The sequence below is a fragment of the Bdellovibrio svalbardensis genome (assembly GCF_029531655.1).
In the GTDB taxonomy this organism is placed as follows: Bacteria; Bdellovibrionota; Bdellovibrionia; order Bdellovibrionales; family Bdellovibrionaceae; genus Bdellovibrio; species Bdellovibrio svalbardensis.
In genome coordinates, this window is the sequence record NZ_JANRMI010000001.1 from 605,676 (window position 1) to 627,090 (window position 21,415).

Annotated in this window: 18 protein-coding genes; 6 read left to right on the forward strand and 12 right to left on the reverse strand. The window is 46.2% G+C overall.

Annotated features, from left to right (window positions below):
• Nucleotides 1-14: 14 nt before the first annotated feature.
• Nucleotides 15-1,022, reverse strand: a complete 1,008-nt coding sequence (gene mutY, locus NWE73_RS03010) for an A/G-specific adenine glycosylase (RefSeq protein WP_277576792.1) — start codon at nucleotides 1,020-1,022, stop codon at nucleotides 15-17.
• Between the two features lie 38 nt (nucleotides 1,023-1,060).
• Here mutY and speB point away from each other — a divergent pair, with 38 nt between their 5' ends.
• On the forward strand, nucleotides 1,061-1,993 hold the full coding sequence (speB, locus tag NWE73_RS03015; protein ID WP_277576793.1) for an agmatinase: 933 nt from the start codon (nucleotides 1,061-1,063) through the stop codon (nucleotides 1,991-1,993).
• 41 nt (nucleotides 1,994-2,034) lie between these two features.
• Here the strand turns inward: speB and NWE73_RS18100 are convergent, their stop codons facing one another.
• From NWE73_RS18100 to NWE73_RS03035, 5 genes are all read right to left on the reverse strand, one after another.
• On the reverse strand, nucleotides 2,035-2,682 hold the full coding sequence (locus tag NWE73_RS18100; protein WP_407652925.1) for a transposase: 648 nt from the start codon (nucleotides 2,680-2,682) through the stop codon (nucleotides 2,035-2,037).
• Between the two features lie 185 nt (nucleotides 2,683-2,867).
• Nucleotides 2,868-4,271 carry a sigma-54-dependent transcriptional regulator gene (locus NWE73_RS03020; protein WP_277576794.1) on the reverse strand — a complete coding sequence of 468 codons (1,404 nt, stop codon included), beginning with the start codon at nucleotides 4,269-4,271 and terminating at the stop codon, nucleotides 2,868-2,870.
• Nucleotides 4,272-4,441: 170 nt separating this feature from the next.
• Nucleotides 4,442-6,322, reverse strand: coding sequence for a histidine kinase dimerization/phospho-acceptor domain-containing protein (locus tag NWE73_RS03025; RefSeq protein ID WP_277576795.1), 1,881 nt, complete (start codon nucleotides 6,320-6,322; stop codon nucleotides 4,442-4,444).
• Nucleotides 6,310-6,993, reverse strand: a complete 684-nt coding sequence (locus NWE73_RS03030) for an HAD family hydrolase (RefSeq protein WP_277576796.1) — start codon at nucleotides 6,991-6,993, stop codon at nucleotides 6,310-6,312. Before NWE73_RS03030 ends, NWE73_RS03025 begins: the two co-directional genes overlap by 13 nt.
• Nucleotides 6,990-7,718 (reverse strand): DUF2817 domain-containing protein, encoded by a 729-nt coding sequence (locus NWE73_RS03035; RefSeq protein WP_277576797.1) that lies wholly within the window; start codon nucleotides 7,716-7,718, stop codon nucleotides 6,990-6,992. Before NWE73_RS03035 ends, NWE73_RS03030 begins: the two co-directional genes overlap by 4 nt.
• Nucleotides 7,719-7,775: 57 nt before the next feature.
• On the opposite strand from NWE73_RS03035, the gene glmU reads away from it, so the two are divergent.
• From glmU to NWE73_RS03050, 3 genes are all read left to right on the forward strand, one after another.
• Nucleotides 7,776-9,206 (forward strand): bifunctional UDP-N-acetylglucosamine diphosphorylase/glucosamine-1-phosphate N-acetyltransferase GlmU, encoded by a 1,431-nt coding sequence (gene glmU, locus NWE73_RS03040; RefSeq protein ID WP_277576798.1) that lies wholly within the window; start codon nucleotides 7,776-7,778, stop codon nucleotides 9,204-9,206.
• Between the two features lie 7 nt (nucleotides 9,207-9,213).
• The gene (glmS, locus tag NWE73_RS03045; protein ID WP_277576799.1) at nucleotides 9,214-11,100 is read left to right on the forward strand and encodes a glutamine--fructose-6-phosphate transaminase (isomerizing); all 1,887 of its coding nucleotides are present in this window, start codon (nucleotides 9,214-9,216) and stop codon (nucleotides 11,098-11,100) included.
• Between the two features lie 245 nt (nucleotides 11,101-11,345).
• Nucleotides 11,346-12,053 (forward strand): hypothetical protein, encoded by a 708-nt coding sequence (locus NWE73_RS03050; protein WP_277576800.1) that lies wholly within the window; start codon nucleotides 11,346-11,348, stop codon nucleotides 12,051-12,053.
• Between the two features lie 65 nt (nucleotides 12,054-12,118).
• Here the strand turns inward: NWE73_RS03050 and NWE73_RS03055 are convergent, their stop codons facing one another.
• A complete protein-coding gene (locus NWE73_RS03055; protein ID WP_277576801.1) occupies nucleotides 12,119-12,742 on the reverse strand; it encodes a type II secretion system protein in 624 nt (207 codons plus the stop codon).
• Nucleotides 12,743-13,690, reverse strand: coding sequence for a PulJ/GspJ family protein (locus tag NWE73_RS03060; protein WP_277576802.1), 948 nt, complete (start codon nucleotides 13,688-13,690; stop codon nucleotides 12,743-12,745).
• Between the two features lie 309 nt (nucleotides 13,691-13,999).
• On the opposite strand from NWE73_RS03060, the gene NWE73_RS03065 reads away from it, so the two are divergent.
• On the forward strand, nucleotides 14,000-15,877 hold the full coding sequence (locus NWE73_RS03065) for a metallopeptidase domain-containing protein (RefSeq protein WP_277576803.1): 1,878 nt from the start codon (nucleotides 14,000-14,002) through the stop codon (nucleotides 15,875-15,877).
• Between the two features lie 36 nt (nucleotides 15,878-15,913).
• On the opposite strand, the gene NWE73_RS03070 is transcribed toward NWE73_RS03065, so the two are convergent.
• On the reverse strand, nucleotides 15,914-16,612 hold the full coding sequence (locus NWE73_RS03070) for a Fic family protein (RefSeq protein WP_277576804.1): 699 nt from the start codon (nucleotides 16,610-16,612) through the stop codon (nucleotides 15,914-15,916).
• 15 nt (nucleotides 16,613-16,627) lie between these two features.
• Nucleotides 16,628-17,260, reverse strand: coding sequence for a hypothetical protein (locus NWE73_RS03075; protein WP_277576805.1), 633 nt, complete (start codon nucleotides 17,258-17,260; stop codon nucleotides 16,628-16,630).
• Nucleotides 17,261-17,371: 111 nt separating this feature from the next.
• On the opposite strand from NWE73_RS03075, the gene NWE73_RS03080 reads away from it, so the two are divergent.
• A complete protein-coding gene (locus tag NWE73_RS03080; RefSeq protein ID WP_277576806.1) occupies nucleotides 17,372-18,247 on the forward strand; it encodes a LysR family transcriptional regulator in 876 nt (291 codons plus the stop codon).
• Nucleotides 18,248-18,266: 19 nt separating this feature from the next.
• Here NWE73_RS03080 and NWE73_RS03085 read toward each other — a convergent pair whose 3' ends face one another.
• On the reverse strand, nucleotides 18,267-19,238 hold the full coding sequence (locus NWE73_RS03085) for a 2-hydroxyacid dehydrogenase (RefSeq protein ID WP_277576807.1): 972 nt from the start codon (nucleotides 19,236-19,238) through the stop codon (nucleotides 18,267-18,269).
• A 10-nt stretch (nucleotides 19,239-19,248) separates the two neighbouring features.
• Nucleotides 19,249-20,607 carry an MFS transporter gene (locus NWE73_RS03090; protein ID WP_277576808.1) on the reverse strand — a complete coding sequence of 453 codons (1,359 nt, stop codon included), beginning with the start codon at nucleotides 20,605-20,607 and terminating at the stop codon, nucleotides 19,249-19,251.
• Nucleotides 20,608-21,415 lie beyond the last annotated feature (808 nt).

The following is a 21,415-nucleotide window of genomic DNA, read 5'->3' on the forward strand; positions in this document are numbered from 1 at the left end:
ACCTTATGTGAAACTTATTGTGAAACTTTTTGGAATACCTTTTGTAAAACCTTTTGCAACAGAGAAGATGGATTCACCTTCTTGAGTTCTTTCAAGTTTACCCACTGAATGTTTCGGCCGGCGAGGCTTTTTTTCTGAGTGATTTGAATAAAAATATCGTGATGGGTGATGTTATGTTTAACATCATAGTCCTTAGGCTTGCTTTTCTCCATGGCAATTTCCCCAGGGAAAATCCATTGGCCTTTCAGAAAAGGGGCGTAGTCATTTTGAATCAATGCAACCTTGTTGTCCTTAATTGCGACAAGCGGTTTCCAGACCCAGACCTCACTTTGTTTGCGTGGCTTTTTCAAGGGCAATTTCTCGATCAAATTTTTGTCGCGGGCCACGCAATCCTGAGACCATGGACACAACACACACATGACTTTTTGTGGCGTGCAAACTGTGGCTCCTAATTCCATGAGGCCTTGGTTCAATGAATCGGATTGCCCAAAGGCTGCCAACTGATCCGAGATCGTTTGGAGTTCAGCACGCGCTTTATTATTCCACCATTCTGTTTTCAAACCATACTTGCGAGAAAGAACGCGGATGACGTTTCCATCTAAGACACCGACTTTTTCTCCAAAGGCGATACTCGAGACCGCTCTGGAAGTATAAGGGCCAAATCCTGGAAGCTCTAAAAGCTCTGCCGCAGTCTCGGGAAAGCCATTTTCAGCCAAAGCCTTGGCAGCCTTATGAAGATTGCGGGCGCGAGAGTAATAACCTAGACCAGCCCACGCTTCGAGAACGTCTTGTTCGGGAGCTTTAGCCAAGTCCTGGACGGTGGGAAACTTTTCTAGAAATTTTTCGAAGTAGGGAATGACCGCAACGACCGTGGTTTGCTGCAGCATTACTTCGGAGAGCCAAATTTTGTAGGGATCTTTGCTAGCGCGCCACGGGAGAGATCGTTTGTTCTTTTTGTACCACTGTATCAATGATTTATGGTCGTCTTTATGATGCTCTTTGTGTTCGTATTTTGCGCTCATTCGCGGTAATCTAGTCGGTAGATAAATCAGGAGTCAATATGGAATACAAACCACTGAGCGGACGCGAGTTTCCTCGATTTTCTGCGATTAAAACTTTCTTCCGTTTGCCTTATGTTGCCGTCGACGCTGACTATGATGTTGGAATCTTTGGAATTCCCTACGACGGCGGTGTCTCATACAGACCTGGAGCCCGTTTTGCTCCGACAAAAGTGAGAGAGGTTTCTGCCTTAGGCCGTGGCTTTCATATGACTCGCATGGAAAACTTCTTCGAAAAACTCAAAGTCGCTGATATTGGCGATTGCCCGACAGTGCCCATCGATCAAAACCAAACTTATGAGCGCATTGAAAAATTTGTTGGCGAAGTCCTGTCACACAATAAAAAGTTTTTATCTGTTGGCGGAGACCATTCCACAACATTGCCGGTGTTGCGTGCGCTTCGCAAAAAATATGGAAAGCCTTTGGCATTTGTCCACTTCGATGCACATCTGGATACATATCCGGCGGCTTGGGGTTGTGAATACCATCATGGTGCATTTGCTCGCCATGCGGTGGAAGAAGGTTTGGTTGATCCTAAGAAGATGGTGCAAATCGGTATCCGCGGTCCATTGGCTGGTGGCGATGATTTAAGTTTCGTGAACAAACACGGTATTCGCGTGATCACAGTGGACGAGATCCGCAATCAAAACATCAATGACTTCTTAAAGACGCTTCCAACCTTCGATGAAACACCGACTTACATTAGCTATGACATCGACAACTTGGATCCATCCTGTGCACCAGGAACAGGCACACCGGTGCCAGGTGGGCTGACAACTTACGAAGTGCAAAGAATCTTCCGCGCCCTCACAATTCCAAACCTCGTCGGCGGCGACGTCGTGGAAATCTCACCACCCTATGACACCAGCGACATCACGGCCCTTGCAGGCATGGATGCTCTCTTCGAAATGCTTCACTTATTTGTGAAAAAATAATCCGCAAAAGGTGCCAGGCACCTTTTGCTTCACTCGGCGTGTCAGTATTTTTGGTGCTCCAAGGGGTGGGGCATATTTCGTGTGCGGCATTTTGCCAGTTTGAAATTTGCTCTCAATAGGGCTTTGCTTATCGCCTCGGTGTTTTCTTTTCTGGGCTGAGTATTAAGCCATCTGAGAATGGCTTGGGGCGATTCGTTTAGGCTGTCTATAAAGCTATTTTTAAAGTTGAGAGACGATTCCTTTAGTCCCAAACATTCTTGAAGAGTACTATATCTATATTCCTCAACTTTATTGCATATTCCCGCTTCAACCGGGTTTCTATAAGTATATTTTAAGACATTAAAAAGGTAGTGATCGTTTCTAATGAGACTTCGGTGGAATCTATCACCGTAAACCTGATTCTTTTTTTGCGACATTAAGTTAATGCATTTACTCGAGGAGCTCATAAAATAGTGCATTCCCTCACTCAAATTTCCGTCGGGGGTTGTCGTGAGAAGGTGGAAGTGATTGCCCATCAAAAGGAAGGCATGAATTTGGAATTTGTATTCTGATTGAAGCTCAATGAGGTGGCGCTGCATGATTCGCCAAACAGCCTCAAGTTCTAGATCGAAAAAGAAGTTCTGATTATGGCAGCGAGCCGTGACGTGATAAGGAAAATCACTAGAAACGATGTGTTTAGGGCGGGGCATTCTTCACCTCAATGTAAGGACGCTCTGCAAATATCATCCTTGAGTCTATTGAGCTGAATCTTGGCTGGAGTTTGCTCTCGATCCGAATATTGACACATTGAGTGAAGCAAAAGGTGCCTGGCACCTTTTGCGGAATGAAAGAAAAAGCCCCTGGGGGACAGGGGCTGATTCAGATTTTAAATTGTCTAGGTAGGTGTGACTTCGTTTGGTGGAGTGAGACCTTTCTTTTTGATCTTTTCTACCAAGGTTGTTCTATTCAATCTCAACAAAGCGGCTGCCTGGTTGCGATTCCATCCTGTTTTTTCAAGTGCTTTCAGGATCAACGTGTTTTCAAAAGTATCAACAGCGGTGTTAAAGTCCATACCACTATCAGGGATTTCCAAGTTGCCCACATCTGTCGAAACAGTGCGACTGGATTTGTACTTTGGAGGCAAGTCGCTGACTTCGATGGAGCCATGACCTTTAAGAATTGTCATGCGCTCGACTAGGTTTTCAAGCTCACGTATATTTCCAGGCCAAGCATAATTCACCAAGCAGTCCAAGGCGTCTGATGCGATGCCCGTCAATCCGCGGCCCTTCGTTTTATTGAAGATGTCCATGAAGTGAGTCAGAAGCAAAGGAATATCAGTTTTGCGTTCACGCAAAGCGGGAACGACCAGTGGAATCACGTTCAAACGATAGAACAAGTCCTCGCGGAAGCGACCGTTGTCAACGGCTTCTTCCAAATTGATATTAGTGGCTGCAATCACGCGAACATTTACTGACACAGTTTTTGTTGAACCCACGGGTTCAAAGCTTCTTTCCTGCAAAGCGCGAAGAAGTTTCACCTGCAGAGAAGGTTCAAGATCGCCGATTTCGTCCAAGAAGATCGTGCCGTTGTCAGCCATTTCAAAACGGCCCACACGGTTGGCGATGGCGCCGGTGAAAGCGCCTTTCATATGACCAAAGAGTTCACTCTCAAGAAGTTCAGAAGGAATCGCGCCGCAGTTGATAGGCACGAAAGGGCCGGAAGCACGCGGGGAGTTGTAGTGAATCGCACGTGCAATCAGCTCTTTGCCGGTTCCAGATTCACCTGTCACAAGGACAGTGGAATCAGAATCTGCCACGCGTTCGATCAAACGCAAAACACCTTGGATCTGGTCGCTAGAGCCAACAATTTGATCAAATTTATATTTCTTATTAAGTTCAGAACGAAGTTGCTGGTTTTCTTGTTGTAACTTCTTATGCGTCAGAGCCTTTTCGATCAAGCTCATTAGTTCTTCAAGATTGAAAGGCTTCGTGACGAAGTGGAAGGCCCCTTTTTGAGTTGCGCGAATCGCAGACTCAATCGTGGCATGACCAGTAAGAATGATCACTTCGGCAGCAGGATGAAGAGCTTTTAAATGAGTCATGAATTCAATGCCATCTCCGTCAGGGAGATTTAAATCGACGATAGCAAGATCAACGGGAACGTCGCCTTGACACAAAACTTTGGCTTCTTCGATTTTGTTGGCAGTGATGACATTAAGACCTTTTCGATCAAGCACTCTGAAGAGTGCGGTGCGAAGAGATGACTCGTCATCTAATATAAGGACTCGTTGGGTGCGCATGAACCTTCCTTCCATGGTGGGTTCTGTTCCTGCCTACAGTTCGACGCAAATCATTCTGCGATGATTTACATTTTGCCCCATCACTACTTTGACAGAGTTGAAGTGTATGCAGGTTAAAGGATAGATTGATTTTGACTGGACTGTCAAAAAATCCGCGCCCAGATGGGCTTTCAGGACCTTAAAACTAGACGGGTGAAGGAAATTTTTGCCACGTTTTCATGATCAGGACCCGAGAAAAATTCGAGGTCGGCCTCATGATCGCGAAGGATTTGAGTGGCCACTGGAACACCTAAGCCTATGGGAAGACTTGGATTTTTTTCAGGCGTTCCGTTGTCCTTGACTAAAATTTGGGCAATCTCGGGCTGCAGGTTGTTGGGGGAAGAAATTTCTATGTTGATGAAGCCCTTAAACCCTTTCTGCTGGCGGATTCGATCATTGATACGATCAATAGAATTTTGCAGCAGGTTCTTCAAGGCTTGAGCCAAAAGATTCAGATGACCTAGGACAAGAATATCGTCTCCTGGTTTTGAAGTGGACCAGTGTAGTTTCACATCAATGCCTTGTGACTTCGTTTGTAGTTCGACAATTTTGAAAGCGCGCGTGCAAACTTCTTTCAAGCTCACATCGCCTTCCTGATCGGCGTTGGGATTTCTGGTGAAACCCAAAAGATTTTGGACGATCTCTTTGCAGCGTTGGACGCCCGCTTCCATCTCCACCACGTCAGGATAAAGTGGATTCGCAGGATTCATTTCCATCTTGATCAACTGCGTGAAAGAAAGAATTCCTCCGAGGGGATTATTCAGCTCATGGGCAATCGAAGAGCCAATCGTTCCCAACTCGGCCATCTTTGCAGATTCCAAAATCTGTCTTTCCATCTTCAATTGCGCCGTCACATCGTGATAAAGATTCACGTAGACTGCGGGCTTGTCAGAATCAAGGACTAAACTTTGGCTGTACACTTCAAAGGTTCGCGGTGAAGCATCTTTGGAGACCACGCGGAAGTTCGAGCCCCGCTGGCAGCCTGGACAAGGTGTTTCGCGATTGTATAAAGCTTGATAGCATTTGCGAGCGGGCACGGGGTGTTCGCGTTCTTTGAAGCGCTCATCCGCCGCTTTGTTGGATTGAATGATATCGTAGTTTGCATCAATCAAAACGACAGGATCCGACATCGAGTTGAAGGTCGCCTCCCATTGTTCTTTAAGAGATTCAGATTCTTTCAATTTTTGAATACGATCCAGAGCCAGGGCTACGGCCTCGGCAACGCGGGTCAGGAAATCGCTTTCATCGCGATTGAACGGATGATCTGGCGCGCGCAAATAAAATATCGAACCGACTTTTTCGTGCTGGCGGAAAAGTGGAACTTGTAACTGGGTGAAATTTAATTGAGTGCTGACCTGGCGATGAAAAAGTTCATCTTGAGGATGAAAGAAAACGCGAATCCATGACGTTTGAACTGTGGCCGCTAAAGACTCATTCAAAAGCTGCTCAATTTCACCCACAGAGCTGGCTTGATGGACGGCCATCAGGGCGCTCTTAAAGCCTTCAATGCGTGAATTTGTCAGAAAAAGTTTGCGGCGTGCTTCAGTCAGGAAGCGTGTTCTTCGTTGCACTCGTTCTTCCAGCTCGATTTGTAAGCGTTTGAGTTTCGCCGTTTGCTCGCGAATCAAGAGAGCAAGGTTTTCATCCTGCTTGCGTTGATTGGCTTCTTCGAGGGCGGAAAATAAATGAGCTTCCAGATCGGGATCTTGAAAGGTGGCCATCACACGGAAGAAAGAATACTCCTCGTGCAGAATTGAAAGTTGATTCGCGGAAAAGTCATTGGGAACCACGGCGATGAATTGTGTCGCGGGATTCGAGCGTTTGAGCTCCTCATAGAATTCATTAAACTTTTTACCCAAGATCAGGGTCACAGACAAGGCCACGACATTGTAAGTGGAATCTTGAACCCAATGCCAAGCTTGATTCAAATCAGTCGCAATATGGGCACCAAGCTCTTGCAGCCGGGCATCCCAAGGACCAATAAGCAGGAAGCTCGCTTTTAAAGTCCGCATGTCGTGATTAAATCCCTGTGATGATAAATCGTAAAATCAGGATGGTCTTCCGGATACTGGGCTTTTTCGCCAACATGTTCACCATGGGCAAAATAGCAGGTGTCAGAGCCCACGCGTTTGGCGTCACGAATCTCACTGGAAAGGCGATTGCCAATGCTGAGAAGTTCTTTGGCGTGGTGGCCCTCAACTTTTAAGATCTCAGTGAAGGCGATCTCTTTTCTTTCGCCAATAAATCCATTGAGAACGTAGATTTTCTTGAAAAACTTTTCGATTTGTAAGGCGCGGATTTTTTCAGCTTGCGCTTCGAAAGATCCCATTGTTACCAAATACAAATTGTATCGTTCGTGAAGGTGCAAGAGATTTTCTGTGGCACCTGTCATCAAGGGGAGAACCGCGGGAATGTCGGGATTGTAAAACTGCTCCAGGGCATCGTGCACGGCTTTGCCCTTGGTGTGCATTCCATAATGATTGGCAATTTGCGTGAAAATTTCCGTGTGCGAATACTCTGCTGCCAAGTTGTGGCGCATTTTCATGCACTCTTCCAGAGTGCAGCTAAGGCCGGCGTTGACCATGGCCTGACAAGCTCGCAAGGAAGCCATCGGTACCAGCAGTCCGGAGGTGTCGAGAAGGGTGTCATCTAAATCAAAGACGATGGATTTGTATTTGATCATCGAGATTCCTTTCTCTCCGTCTGCACTCCCGCGTTGCTGGAGTTGGTTAATAAAAGTTCTAAGCCCTGTCTAAAGTGAGGCCAGACCAGGTTTAGATCGATATGCTCTTGCTCCTCGATGCAGATCACCGGGATTTGATGTTCGATCCAACCAAACTGCCCTAAGCTTCCAGGTGTGGGATAGCCAATGTCCTCGCGGCATTCGTATCCAGTCCCGGTTGCGAGGGTTTCCGCGGCCTTTTGCCCAGGGTGTCCTGTGAAGACAACGCAAGGCTCCCACGAATGAAAGTGTACTATAAGCTGTGGCTTTTCGTCCTCAATGAGTTTTACCAAAGCCCGAACTTCAGCCTCGCTCCCAGGCGAAGGGCCGGGATAGTATCGAGGCGCCTTAGCTTCCGGGCTCCAATCGCGGCAGGGAAAGTTGCGATTTAAGTCGACCCCGTTGCCATTGGTGCGTTGGTGATGAGAGTAGCCGTCGGGATTAATGCAGGGAATGAGAATCCAGGGGTGAATTTTTTCACTTTGAGTTTTCTCATTTTCTTGAAGCCATGCTAGAAGCTCGGTAGCCAGGCGAACACCTTCGGGCTCGTCGCCATGTACGCCACCAATAAACAAGATGGGCTGTTCCGAAAAACCACTCATTGTGTGTGATTTTTTATACAGCTCGATGGGCGTTCCTGATGATGTCGAGGCCCAAGAAGATTGGTGAAAAATGTTTCTGTGCATGACATAATTAAGCCTGTTTTTTTTAGATAAGAAAAGCATTTAAAAGGAAGTTTGCAAATGCCAGTCAATAAGTCAGAGAGTGCATCAGAACAGTCAGCGGAAAAACAAACGCCGAAACTGACAGTGATTGCCCTAGCAGCAGGGAAGGGGACTCGTATGAAGTCGCCTCTTCCTAAAGTACTTCATCCTGTTGCAGGACGCCCGATGATTGAGAAAGTCATCCAAGCCTCTAAACAAGCAGGTGCGACAGAAGTGCGCGTGATCGTGGGTCATGGGCAGAATCTTGTGCGCCAAGTGGTAGAGCCGATGGGCGTTTCTTGTTATGTGCAAGACGAACAATTGGGCACTGCTCACGCAGTTCGTTGTGCGAAGTTGGAAGACGTCGAAGGCGATGTTGTGATCATGAACGGCGACCATCCTTTGATCGAAGCCTCCGATATCAAGGATTTCCTAAGAATTTTCCGAGATGAAAAATGTGACCTGGCGGTGGTGACGGCGGAACTTAAAAATCCGGGTGAGTTCGGTCGCATCGTGCGTAATCGTGGCGACTTGGTGGCGATCGTAGAAGCGAAGGACGCCTCTGCGGAAGCTTTGAAGATTAAAGAGATTAACACCGGAATTTATATCGCCAAGGCGGCGACCCTGGCGGAGTATCTTCCGCAAATTAAAAACAACAACGCAAAAAAAGAATTTTACATCACCGATTTGATTGCCTTGTGCATTCAGGATAAATTGCGTGTGCAGGCTATTAAGGCGACTCCGAAAGTTGCCGTGGGTGTGAACAATCAGCTTGAGCTTGCTAAAGCAACCAGCATGATCTTCAAGCGTAAAGCATTGCGCTTGTTGGAAGATGGCGTCTTGATGATTGATCCACGTACAACTTATGTGGAAGAGTCTGTGCAAATTGGCGCGGGAACTGTGATCTATCCAAATGTCTTTATTCGTGGACGTACAAAGGTTGGCTCATTCTGCGTGATTGAATCGAACTCCTTCTTGTCTGACAGCGAAGTGGCTGACAGTGTGCAAATTCGCGCAGGCAGCTATCTCGAAAACGCCAAGGTGCACAGCAAGGCGTCAGTGGGTCCTTATGCGCGTCTTCGTCCAGACACAGAGATCTGCGAAGAAGCTCATGTCGGTAACTTCGTGGAAATGAAGAAAACAAAATTTGGGAAAAGATCTAAGGCAGGTCATTTGACTTATCTTGGCGATGCTGAGGTCGGTGAGGACGTGAACGTAGGTTGCGGAACTATAACTTGCAACTACGCTGCGGACAGAAAGAAATATAAAACTAAAATTGGCAATCGTGTTTTCGTTGGCAGTGATACTCAGTTTATTGCGCCCATCGAGATTGGTGACGATGCTGTTATTGGATCAGGCTCCACAATCACGAAGAATGTTCCCGCAAAGGCCCTGGCCGTTGCGCGTGGCAAACAATTCGTAAAAGAAAACTATGTCGTGAAGTCTGAAGAGACTGAAAGTAAAGAGTAGGTGAATTATGTGTGGTATCGTCGGTTATCTAGGACCTCAAAGCCCTAAAGATATTATTATCAGCGGTCTAAAAAAACTTGAGTATCGTGGTTACGATAGCGCTGGTATTGCAATTCTGGATCAAGGAAAAACAAAGCGCGTGCGCGCTCAAGGTAAATTGAAAGCCTTGGAAGACAAACTTGTTGGCGAAAAGTTCGATGGCCATTTGGGCATCGGTCACACTCGTTGGGCGACTCATGGTAAACCGTCAGAGCGCAACGCCCATCCTCATCAGGTTCGTGGAATCAATCTGGTTCACAACGGCATTATTGAAAACTATCTCGATATCCGCGAAGAGCTGCTTGCACAAGGTGCTGACATCACTTCAGACACAGATTCTGAGTTGGTGGCGCACTTGATCGCCAATGAAGTTGAGATCACCAAAGATCTTTTCCAAGCTGTGGAAAGAACCTTGGGAAAACTTCGTGGTGCCTTCTCGATCCTGGTTATGTGGGAACAACAACCAGATCGTTTGATCGCCTTTAAAGACGGTCCTCCTTTGGTGGTTGGTCTTGGCGAAAAGGAGATGTTCGTAGCCAGTGACGTTCAAGCCTTGATTCAGTACACGAAGAAGTTCGTTTATCTGGAAGATCGTGAAATTGCGGATATCAAAGGCAATGAAGTGAAATTCTTCTCTGCGAATGGTTTCCCGATTCAGAAAAAAGTGGTTGAGCTTAATTGGAATCCAGAAATGGTTGAAAAGCAGGGCTTTGCTCACTACATGCTTAAAGAAATCTATGAACAACCTCGTGCGGTGGCATCAGCTATTGAGCCACACGTGAATCCAGAAACATTCTCTGTAGCCTTGAAAAACGTGGGCTTTGGTGGAGTGTCAGTTCAAAAGTTAGACGAACTTGATAGCAAAGCGGACTGGGCAAAGACTCAAGAGATGTTCAAAGGCATTGAACGAGTATTCATCATTGCTTGCGGAACAAGTTTCTATGCGGGTTTAATCGGTAAATATTTGTTTGAGCAATTGGCACGCATCCCTGTTGAAGTGGATATCGCCAGCGAATTCCGTTATCGCAATCCGGTCATTCCGCCAAAAACATTGGTAATGACAATTTCACAAAGCGGTGAGACGGCAGATACTTTGGCAGCAATCCGTATGGCCAAAGAAATGGGCGCGACGACTTTGAGTGTGTGCAATGTTCGCAACTCAACAATTGATCGCGAAGCCCATGGTCACTTGTACATGAATTCAGGTCCAGAGATCGGTGTCGCTTCAACGAAAGCTTTCACCAGTACTTTGGCAGTTTTAAACTGTATCGCTATTGCTTTGGGGCGCACTCGTGGTGCCTTGGATGAAAAGACTGAAGCTGAGCTGGTTAAGTCTATTATGGCGGTTCCAAGCCAAATGGAAGGCGTCTTGGCCTTCGATAAATACTTCGAAGAAGCTGCTTCTGGCTTGAAGCTTTTCAGAGGCTTCTTGTACATGGGACGTGGCACGAGCTATCCAATTGCTATGGAAGGAGCTTTGAAATTAAAAGAGCTCGCTTACATGCATGCGGAAGGTTACGCCGCTGGCGAAATGAAGCATGGACCCTTGGCTTTGATTGATGAGCGTATGGCTATCGTGATGGTGGCTCCAACGGATCATCTTTATGAGAAAACGATCAGCAACTTGGAAGAAGCTCGTGCTCGTGGAGGAAAAATCATCTCTATCGGCACTGGCGACAATGAAAAACTTCGCGCGATCAGTGAATACTATTTGGCGATGCCAAAAGCTCACTGGACAACGCACGCTTTGTTGTCTGTGATTCCGTTGCAGTTGATGTCTTATCATTTGGCGTGCAGCCTTGGATACGATGTCGATCAGCCAAGAAATTTGGCGAAGTCAGTTACGGTCGAATAAGTCTATTCTTCCAAAACATAAAAAGCCCCCTCGCTCATCGCGTGGGGGCTTTTTATTTGAGACTTCTTGCGTGGCTCTATAAGCCTGCCTCATTGAATCAGAAGTGACACTTTGGCCTTTCCTGAACACTGCTTAGACACCCTAATAGTCATAAAACGGTTTAGAACTGTTTTTCTGGTGGCACGAATCTAGCTCAGTGATCTAGCGGTGCATTTTAAACCAGTTCGTTTATGAAAGGATCTTACATGAAAAGTTTGTTGGTTTTGGTTACGGGATGTCTATTGGCGGTAACAGTTTCCGCTCAGCAAGAAAGGCAAGAAAGCATTGAGCTTAAGGCTCAAACAATTGCTCAAGACCTTCAGTATAACGGGCGCAATCTTACTCGTGAACAAAGATTTGAGATCTCTAGAAATCTGGATGCCATTCGCCGTATTATGAAAGGTGGGTCTACTTTGCCGCTTCCGCCACCTCCACCACCACTTCCTGCTCCAACAAGTAATTATACATGTGTTTCACGTGATAATGACGGCCGCAATCCTTACGTATTAGGTATTCGCGAAGGCATCAATGTGACTCGTATCATGGCTGCGACCTTTAGTACTGAAGCCGAATGCCAAGGTAATTTGAATTCCATCCGTTATGTTGGTGGAAAAAGCCTACTTTGCCTGTCACGTGATAACGACGGTAGAAATCCTTTCCTCGTGGCTTCACTTTCAGGAGGCCGCATTTCTCGAATCATAAGAACTGTCGTGAGTACGAAAGGAGAATGTGATGATTTGCTAGGCAACTTCCGTCCTGACAGAAATAACAATGTTTCGTTTTGTACCTCTAGAGACAATGACGGTCGCGTTCCTTATGTGGCGGCAATCTTGAATTTGAATAGCGAAAGCATTCAAACGGGCTCAGAGTCTTTCTCAAGCCTCGGTGCTTGTAAGTCCTTTTTGGGTCAATAGACTTTCAACGAGAATAAAATAATTATTTCCTATACTAAAACCGAGAGTTCTCACTCTCGGTTTTTTTATTTGCAGACCCACTTCTGAACACCGGCAGAGACCATGAATTGTCCGTTGGCGCAGGCGTATTGGGGAAGTTGGCACTGTCCGGTCCCATCTAGATAAAGACCATCTTGTCGGAGACAGCGATCCTTGCTGGAAAGTTCTGCGTAGCAGGATTGTGTTGTACCCGCTGAGTTGACTTCCAAAAAAAGTGGGCCGACGAAGTAGTTCTTATTGTCACTGAGATCTTTCATTTGAAGTTCCCCGTAGAGCAAGTGACGACCATTTTTCAGAGTCGTCACTTTCATTAGATCGCGAATTAGGACGGATTTATTTTTTGCTAATGCGCCGACATAAGACTCTGAAAGTTTAAATGACGCCGAATTTGGTAAAGAAGAGGGATTGAGCAAGGGAGCATTTTGAAAAGAAGAAAGGCAGGACGGGCTTACTGAAAGCAGATCCCGGAGACTGACAACGGCTGTTTGAGTCTCCGAAAGTTGCTCTAAGGCCACTTTTTTTTGGGCGATCACCGAGGAGGTGACCAACCAAGCGGAAACAACGATAGCGAGAATTCCGGCAGCAACGAGGCCTTCGAGTGTCGAAAAGCCTTGTTGATTTTTTCTTCTCTGAATGAAATAAAAGGCCATCTATTTTCCAGCCTTTTTGATAGCGGCTTCGGTGCTGTTGGCGATCTCTCTGCGAATCGACTCAATACTGTTCCCAGGATCATACTGGTTTCCCTTGTTGACTGCATTCCAGTACTCAAAGCCCTCTTTGTCAGGCTCGCGTCCCAAGATATCTCGATAAGCAGTACAGACAGCTGGATTTGTAGCGCACATATCGTTTTTCGCCACAGTGGGCCCTCCACTTCCAGAGCCCGAGGCGACATATACGGTTTGCGTGACATATTCAACGCGCACCGGAGGCACTTCACAGTGGCCTGGCTTATTAGGACCTTGGGAAACAAGGATTTGCCCTGTCGGGCATGCTGGGGGCACAGAACATGCGGGGTCACGGGTAGGATTGAAAACACCTCCCATCAATCGGCAGCTGCCTTCGACACTGATATCAGAAAAACATGAAGTCATCCGATTGCTTGCATCGACTTCAAACATTAAAGCACCCATGTCGGTGGCCTTGTTGGTTTTGCCGCCAATAAGTTCGCCTTTTTTTGAAGACTGAATTGAGAGCTGACCTTTAAAGAGTCTATTCGGAGATCCAGGTATGGGTTCAATTAATGAAATATTATTCAAGTTGAGAGTGACATCGGTCAGACCATACAGGTCTCTGGCAGCGTTTGCATCTTTGCCAATTTCTGTACCATTGATGACAACGAAGATTTTAGAACTCCCATCCGTGATGCTATCGACGGGATCTAATTTGATTTTTTGAGAACACACTGCCTTGTCAGATAAGATGCGGCGTGCATCCTGCTGAAGATTGATTTTTCCGAAGGACGAGGCTACGGATTGCTCCAAATTTTTTGCGACTGAAACTAAAGCCATTGATCCAACACTGACCATCCCGGCTAAGCCAGCCGCGATCAAGACATTGACTAAAGAAAAACCTTGTTGATTGCGGATGAGACTTCTCAAGGCAACTCCCTTCCAAAGTGTACTCATCTCTTATCGGCTTGAAGTGGTCCTATAAATAGAGAATGAAAAAACTTTGACAACTAGGGCGCTCCCGAAAATTGAGCGAGCACTAAGCAAGGCACAGCTCAATTTCGAGAGTTCTCTCGAGTGTCTAATAAACTTTAGACGGTGTACAAAGTTTCATCGGCGAGAACAAACACATCTGCTTTAGCGCGGTTCATGAATTGCAGCATCTTTGTTTAAAGAAATCAAAACAAGCCGGGGGGCTGTGTGATGAAGGACGTTAAGGCTGTATTATCAATTTTTTTTATGTTCTCACTATTTTCAGAGAGCACTTTTTCGCAAACTAAAAAGAAGATCAGTGGGCGAATCGAAATGACTGTTGCGGATGACTTCAAGAATAGAAGAGCAACGACTCAGTATTTTATTAAAGAAAAAGCAACCGGTAAAAAAACGGAACTGCGTTTTAAAAAAGGGAAGTTACCTGTATGGCTTGCGCCAGGACAAGAGATTGTCGTGTCGGGCACTGAAGAAAGCATTGCGCTGAATACAGCACTCAGTGCTGAATCAACAACATTGGTTTCGGAGGCCCCGGCGTTGGTGACTCAAACTTCAGCGATCAAATCCACATTGGTGCTTATTATCGAGATGGATGGCGGGACCATGCCCACAAGTCGTAGGGATGCGGAGGCCGCATTGTATGGATCGACCAAGTCCGTGCGCGATCTATTTTTGAAAAACTCTTTTGGCAAAGTCGATCTGGTGGCTGATTCTGATGGTGACGGCAAGAGCGATATCTATGGACCTATTCATCTGACTCAGCAAATGGGAACAAGCTGCAACTATTCGCAGTGGAGCGATGAAGCCTTGCAGATTGCCAAGCAAACTTATGGAATTAATCCTGACAACTACATGTTCAAAATGTTTATTTTGCCAGGCAATGTTCCGTGTTTTTGGAATGGATTAGCTCCCGGAATGACGACTTATATTCGCGGGTATGACGGAGCGAATACCACTTTTGTTATGGCCCATGAATTAGGCCATGCAATGGGGCTGGGCCATGCGGCGATCGACTCAGACAATGATGGCATTGTTGATTCTGAATACGGCGATCAAAGTTGTATTATGGGCAATGATGTTCCAGACCTTCGCTTTGTCGATGGACCCCATGCCTATAAATCAGGATTTTATGCTGATAATCCTGGCCGAGTTGTCGATGTGACCCAAAGTCAAACAGTGGAAATCTGGCCCTTAGAGCTTGCTCCATCAAGCGCACCAGGTGCTCAGATTGTTCGCATTCCACGCACGGGCACTAGTGACTATTACTATTTGAGTTTGCGCAGTTCAGTCAGTTACGCGAAGACCATGCCGACATCCTTTGTTGAGGGTGTGAGTATTCACCGTGCCGGAGCGACGCCATATTATTCCTATCTTATTCGTACAGTGGCAGCCGGAGAGGTTTGGGAAGACTTAGGTGGTGGTGTGCGCATCTCTGCGATAAAACGCAATAGTGGTAGCATCGTCGTCTCCATTGAAGTCAGCGGTCAAGGTTGTATAGTACGCCCTCCGACTTTTGCATTTACCTTCGGCAACAGTTCACTGACATCAGGTTTTGGAACGACTTCGAATGGAATTGAACTCAGCTTGGTGAATAATGATTCTCTATCTTGCCCCGCGACTCAGTTCTCGCTGGCTTCAATTCTTCCATTAGGTATATCCAGCTCCATGCCTAACTTCACGACGAAGCTTGCCCCTGGAGCCAAATACAATCTGTCTATGGTAATTAAGTATTCGAATCTTCTTAGTGGAACATATCCACTTCAATTTAAATTGATCGACTCTGACGCCCAAGATCCAATTCACTCTGATGTTGCCCTTGCAGCAAATCTGGTTGTTGACCTGGGAGCACCATCAGTTCCTCAAAATCTTGCTGCAGTGATAGGGCGAAGAGGAGCCGTTAGCTTATCGTGGAGTCCTTCTCAAGATAAAGAAACTCAGGTTATTTACTATAACATTTATGCGGACTCGGGATTTGGTCCTCAACTGATAGGTCAATCCAACATTCCGAGCTTTAGCACGACTGCGAGTGGATCTGTGATTTATAAAATTCAGGCGATAGATTGGGTGGGAAATCTATCAGAGTTTAGCAAGGATCTTGTTGTCACTACATCGACAAGAAGAAAGTAGTCGTGGATGTTGTTGGTATAAACATTGGCCCTCGCTTTATTGAGCGAGGGCTTTATCGAGAACAACTTGATAGCTATGGAAGATACTTCGCAAAGTTTTAAGAATGGCTTGCCCTGGAGTGGCAGAGACACGGCTGCCATCGATAGAACCAATAACAGCATCCAGTTTTCGCTCAAAGCTGAGAGGCAGATAACCGCGACTCAGTAACAACCAATCGGCAATCATGACGGAAGTTCTGCCATTCGCATCTTCAAAGGGATGGAGGCTTACGAGCCAGTAGCGCGATAAGGCGGCGGCGACCAAGGGGTGAGAGTGCTTATCAAGGGGAAGCATGTTCTCGTAGTAGTAGCTAAGAAATTTCGGCAATTCTTCAGGAGCACAGGCCTTGTGAGGTCCAATAAATACATCCACGGCTCTGATAGAAGCCTCAGTCTGTTGCCTCATCATAGCGTTAATTTGCAGAATGTCTTGTTCTCGCGGAAGCTGCTCGGCTGCAACTTTCTCTGCAACATAAGTGTTGGCGGCAATCCAGCCTTCCCGTGATCCACGTTTCAATGTGCCGGACGAGCGCAGGCGATAGGGGCTCAGGCGTTGTAGTCCGGCGTGCCATTCTTGAGGGGAGAGTGACTCGGCCCATTCGCGATGCTGCTCTATTTTTTGAATCAGAGACTCCACTTGTGAAGTCTCTGATTCGGTCATTTTCAAAGTAAGACTGCGAAAAAGACTGGATTCCATTTCCACTTCCAATTTCTAATTGGCGCGCACCATTTCTAGGCTTGTTGCTGAAAGACTCCACTGCAGAGTGGATTCCATTTTTTGAGTCTTTTCATTCCAGACATATTGAGGCGCAAGAATTTCAATTCTGTCTTCTGCTGAGAGCGTCAGACTCATCTCTACCAGGTGGTCCCTTCTGGATCCGCCAAAACTCATGGAAAATTGCGAGAAATCACAGGAAGTCAAAGTCGAGTTGCAACCGTAAATACGGTACTCATTGCCTCCGGTTGCGGAGCGGTTCACAAGATCAATAAGCGCTTCCCCGTCGTCGCCAATCAGGCTGCGCACAGTTTTATATTTTTGGCCATTGTACTCAGATGTGTAGGCATCGCTTTCGAAATAAAGATTTCCGCTCATTTCACCATGAAGTTGATTTTGGAAGTGTGGGGTGAACGGAGTTTGATCCAATGAAATTTTGATACGGCCCGGAATCACTTTTCCATCTTGGTCGGTGTAGCGAGCTGGAGCATTCAATGCGAGCGTGAATTGTTTGGCGTAAGATTTTTCCGCCTGATGAGTGGATTTCGCCAAGGCATATTGAGGAAAACTGATTGTGCTAGCCATGCCTGCAGTCAAAGTAAGGACGCTGGCCATAAATTCTTTTTTCATCGGGAACTCCTTTGGGTTGTTGTTACAGGAAGGGGTATACCCTAGGTCTGGAGATATTATCCAATTGAATAAAAAAATGCTTTTGATAGCAATTTGATATATAAGAAATTCATGTTTAATTGGAACTATCTGGAAACATTCGTGATTCTGTCCGAGAACCTGAGTTTTAGTGAGACGGCCAAGGTCCTCAATACAGCTCAGCCAGCGATCTCCCGGCAGATTAGGCTCTTGGAAGACAGCCTGGGGTATCCACTGTTCATCCGCAGCCGCAAGAGCGTGGTCCTATCCAAGGAAGGACAGCAGCTGAAAGTTCAATTGGCTCCCTTGGTAGAAGAGATCAAAAAGCTTTTCTTTGAAAGGCAGGCAGTGGGAAGCCTGCTGTCTGGAGCCATCCGAATCGGGAGTATGCAAGAAGCGGGACAGATCTTACTGATGCCGAAGATCAGTCAATTCCTAAGAATTCATCCTGACTTAGATATCCATACAACCTTCATGTCCTCAAACCAGGTGAGCGAGGCGGTCCTGAAGGGCAGTCTTGATTTCGGCTTTGTCTACCGTCTGCCAGAAAGTAAAACCTTAAGAGCCTATGCCCTCACCGAAGACTGTCCAGTATTGATTCAGTCAGCGAAGTCGAAAGTGCCTTTGGCGGCCAGAAAGACCTTGGAGTTTGTGGGCTATCGTGAGGACGATCTTTATGCCAAGGAATTTCTAAGCCGAATCTTGGCTAAGAGCGAGCAGAAGAAAGTACGCTTTCGCTCAAGTGTAAATTCACACTCAGCCATGGTGCAGCTGGTGTTGGAGGAAGATCTGCTGGCGGTTCTTCCAAAAAATAGCGCGCTGAGGGCTCTTGAAAAAAATAAAATCAAAGTTGTGACCGAAGATGCGAAGACCCATCCATTGCATCTGATCTGTCATGAGCAGATGCTTGTCGATAAAAAGAAGAAAATATTCCGGGACTTTCTAATGAAGGAATTTAGAGCCAAGTAAGACAGATCAGATCCTGCTATTACACCAATGCGGGAATTTGAGTCCGCTCAAGATTCTGTATTGTGGTTGTTGCAATATTGGCTAACGCTTCCTTGGTCAGAAATGCTTGATGAGATGTAATCAAAACATTAGGGAAAGTTGTCAGGCGAGCCAAAATATCATCCTCAATGCCTTCAATGGATTGATCATTGAAGAAGATGCCTTCTTCCTCCTCATAGACGTCTAAACAGGCTCCGCCAATTTGATGTGTCTTGAGTGCATTAATCAGAGCTTTAGTATCTATAATCGCGCCTCGCCCCGTATTGATGAGAATCGCATTGCGTTTCATCTGCCCAAAAGCCTGTTCATTTAAAAGATATCTTGTGTGTTCGTTCAAAGGACAGTGCAAAGAAAGGACATCTGAATTTCTATATATTTCATTCAAGGTGACGTACTCTATGTCGATCTTCAGGTCTGTATTGGGATGCGGATCAAATGCAAGAACTCGGCAGCCAAACCCCTTCATGATAGTTGCAAAGACTCTTCCAATTTTTCCCGTTCCAATTACGCCAACGGTTTTACCATGTAAATCAAATCCTACTAAACCATCGAGAGCAAAATTCAGCTCGCGCACACGGTTGTGGGCACGGTGAATCTTTCGGTTCAAAGTGAGGAGCAAAGCCGTTGCATGCTCAGCGACCGCGTAAGGGGAATATTCTGGCACACGAAAAACTTGAAGGCCCAAATTCTGAGCCGCATTGAGGTCAATGTTATTATAGCCGGCACATCGTAAGGCAATATATTTAATATTGAGGTCGGCGAGTATCCTTAGAACGGGGGCGTCTAAAACATCATTTACAAAACAACAGACGGCATGGTGCCCCTTTGCGAGTTGGGCAGTCTGTTCCGTCAGTCTGGATTCAAAAAAATGAAATTCCAGGGAACTTTTCTGATTGCTCTGCTTGAAAATTTCAACTTCATATTTTTTTGCGCTAAAGAAGGCAACTTTCATAGAGTATCCTTTATCCAAAAACAATAATTCCCTGTTTCTTCATGCGCTCTTTCTTTTGGGAAAGAAGGAACATCGTGCCTCCGCCGACAGAACAGAAAAGAGCCATGATCGGGAACCAGGAAGACCAACCATATCTATCCAACAACCAACCCATGATTGGCATAGCGGCTGCGGCTCCATAGTATTGAAAAGAATCAATCACACCAGAGGCAAAGCCCGCCATTTTTTTGCCGCCGATATCCATGGGTGCCGCTGCACCGACAATGGAATGAGTGGCATTGATAGGAAATGAAATCATAATAAGCATTGCCATGGCAATTGCGACGTTAACGAGATCCATTCCAATCAGAACTCCTCCACCTAGCAAGACGAGGGCTCCAGCGAAATAAAGGAACATGGCGACGGGGGCACGCTGACCTGCGAACAGTTTGTCAGAGATCCAGCCGGAGGCCAGAGATCCCAGAACACCCACGAAAGGCATGAAGGTCAGGGTCCATTTAACTGCGCCTGATCCATTGCCATTCAAGTGCAACTTCTCGACAAAGAAGAGTGTCGCAAGCTGATCCGAGCTGTGTCTGGCCGCTCCGGTGCAGGCGTAGGCGATTGCATAGTACCAGACTAGAGGATGCTTGAAGATTGTTTGGAAACTTTCTTTGAGAGAAACACGGGCTCCGTTGGAGTCGTCAATTTCATCGACCACGACATCTGGAGCGAAGCCTGCATCTTCAGGTGTTTCTTTAACAACCAGAGCCACCAAGATGACAGCAATAGCTGTCACTATTGGTGGAATACGAAACAACCAACGCCAATCATTTTCGGCAACCACAAAGGTGCCAATGGCAAATCCAGTAAGGATGATAGGCGAGAGTTGCGCGGTTGCCATTTGTCCAAGCTGAACCATGAAACCAAAAACTCCAGAAAATGTTCCGCGTTCTTGTCGGCGAAACCAGGCGGCATTAATTTTCACCATACCCGGTGCGCCCCAAGCTTGCAGATATCCGTTGAACAGTAAGATCAAACTCAACGTCGAGAAAGAGGAAATCATGGGGCTAAATCCAAAGATCAAGTTGATGATCACGGTGCCGATGCCGCCAATAAGCATCGCCTTTTTCCCGCCGATGCGATCCGAAAAAAGACCATTGATCAGCTGACCGGTTCCATAGGCAAAACTAAATGCGGCCCACAAAGTGGAAATATCAGTTTTAGAGAAATGAAACTCATCGACAAGATATGGAGTCGCCGAGCGGAAGTTATATCGGCACATATAATAAGACGCATACATCAAGCCAAGGACGAGCCAATTGCGAACACGCTTTTTTCTAAAGCCTTTTGGGTAGTGATGAATGAATTCGATTTTCTTTTCGCCCATGCAAATTTCTCCACCCCAGGTTGTGACATCCAAAGAGTCTCAATAGGTAGTTCATTAAACACATAGGAAGGATGAGGTCAACGCCCGTAGAGAAGGAACGACGTCACCTGCTCTGAATTTACAAAATCGCAGGAGCTGGATCCAATTTGTTCATTGTGGATCAAAATGAAATTCACAAAAAGTGTCTATCTTTTGGTAGATCAATTGATAGACAAAAAATCAGTCATTCCAATCTTAGAGCAAGCGGCACTGTGAATTTTGCAGAATAAAGTGACTACAGGCTATACTGCTTTCGAAAGAACCATGGAGGATCTCGTGAGAAAATGTCTAGTAGGAACGCCGCTCCCGTTAGTATTGGCACTATCACCATTTTTTTGTTCAACGATTGCCTACGGAGGGGCTGGTCAACAGCAAAGCAGTTCTCAAAGTTTGAAAGTCTACTTTGGGACCTTAACCAAGGACTCAGCACTTCAAACGAATAGAAGTGGAAACGATATCTCGGACGTTCAGGTGAATATCGACCGAATTGATTATCTGACCAAGAAAGGTTGGTACTCAGTTCCGTCAGGAAAATCGTTGAAATTCACACAAGGTCAGGACGAGTCAGAGGGAGCTGCCAATCTTGGAGATGCTGAGGGCTGCTCCAAGATCCGACTTGTAGTTAATAAAAAGTTCTATGGAAAAATCCACGATCACAGGGGACATGAGTGTCAGATTAAAGATTCTTATTTTGAAGTTGAACTTCAAAAGGCGCTGACATTGCAGAACAAAGAGGAAAGCGAGATCAAAGTCTTTCTTGATTTAAGAG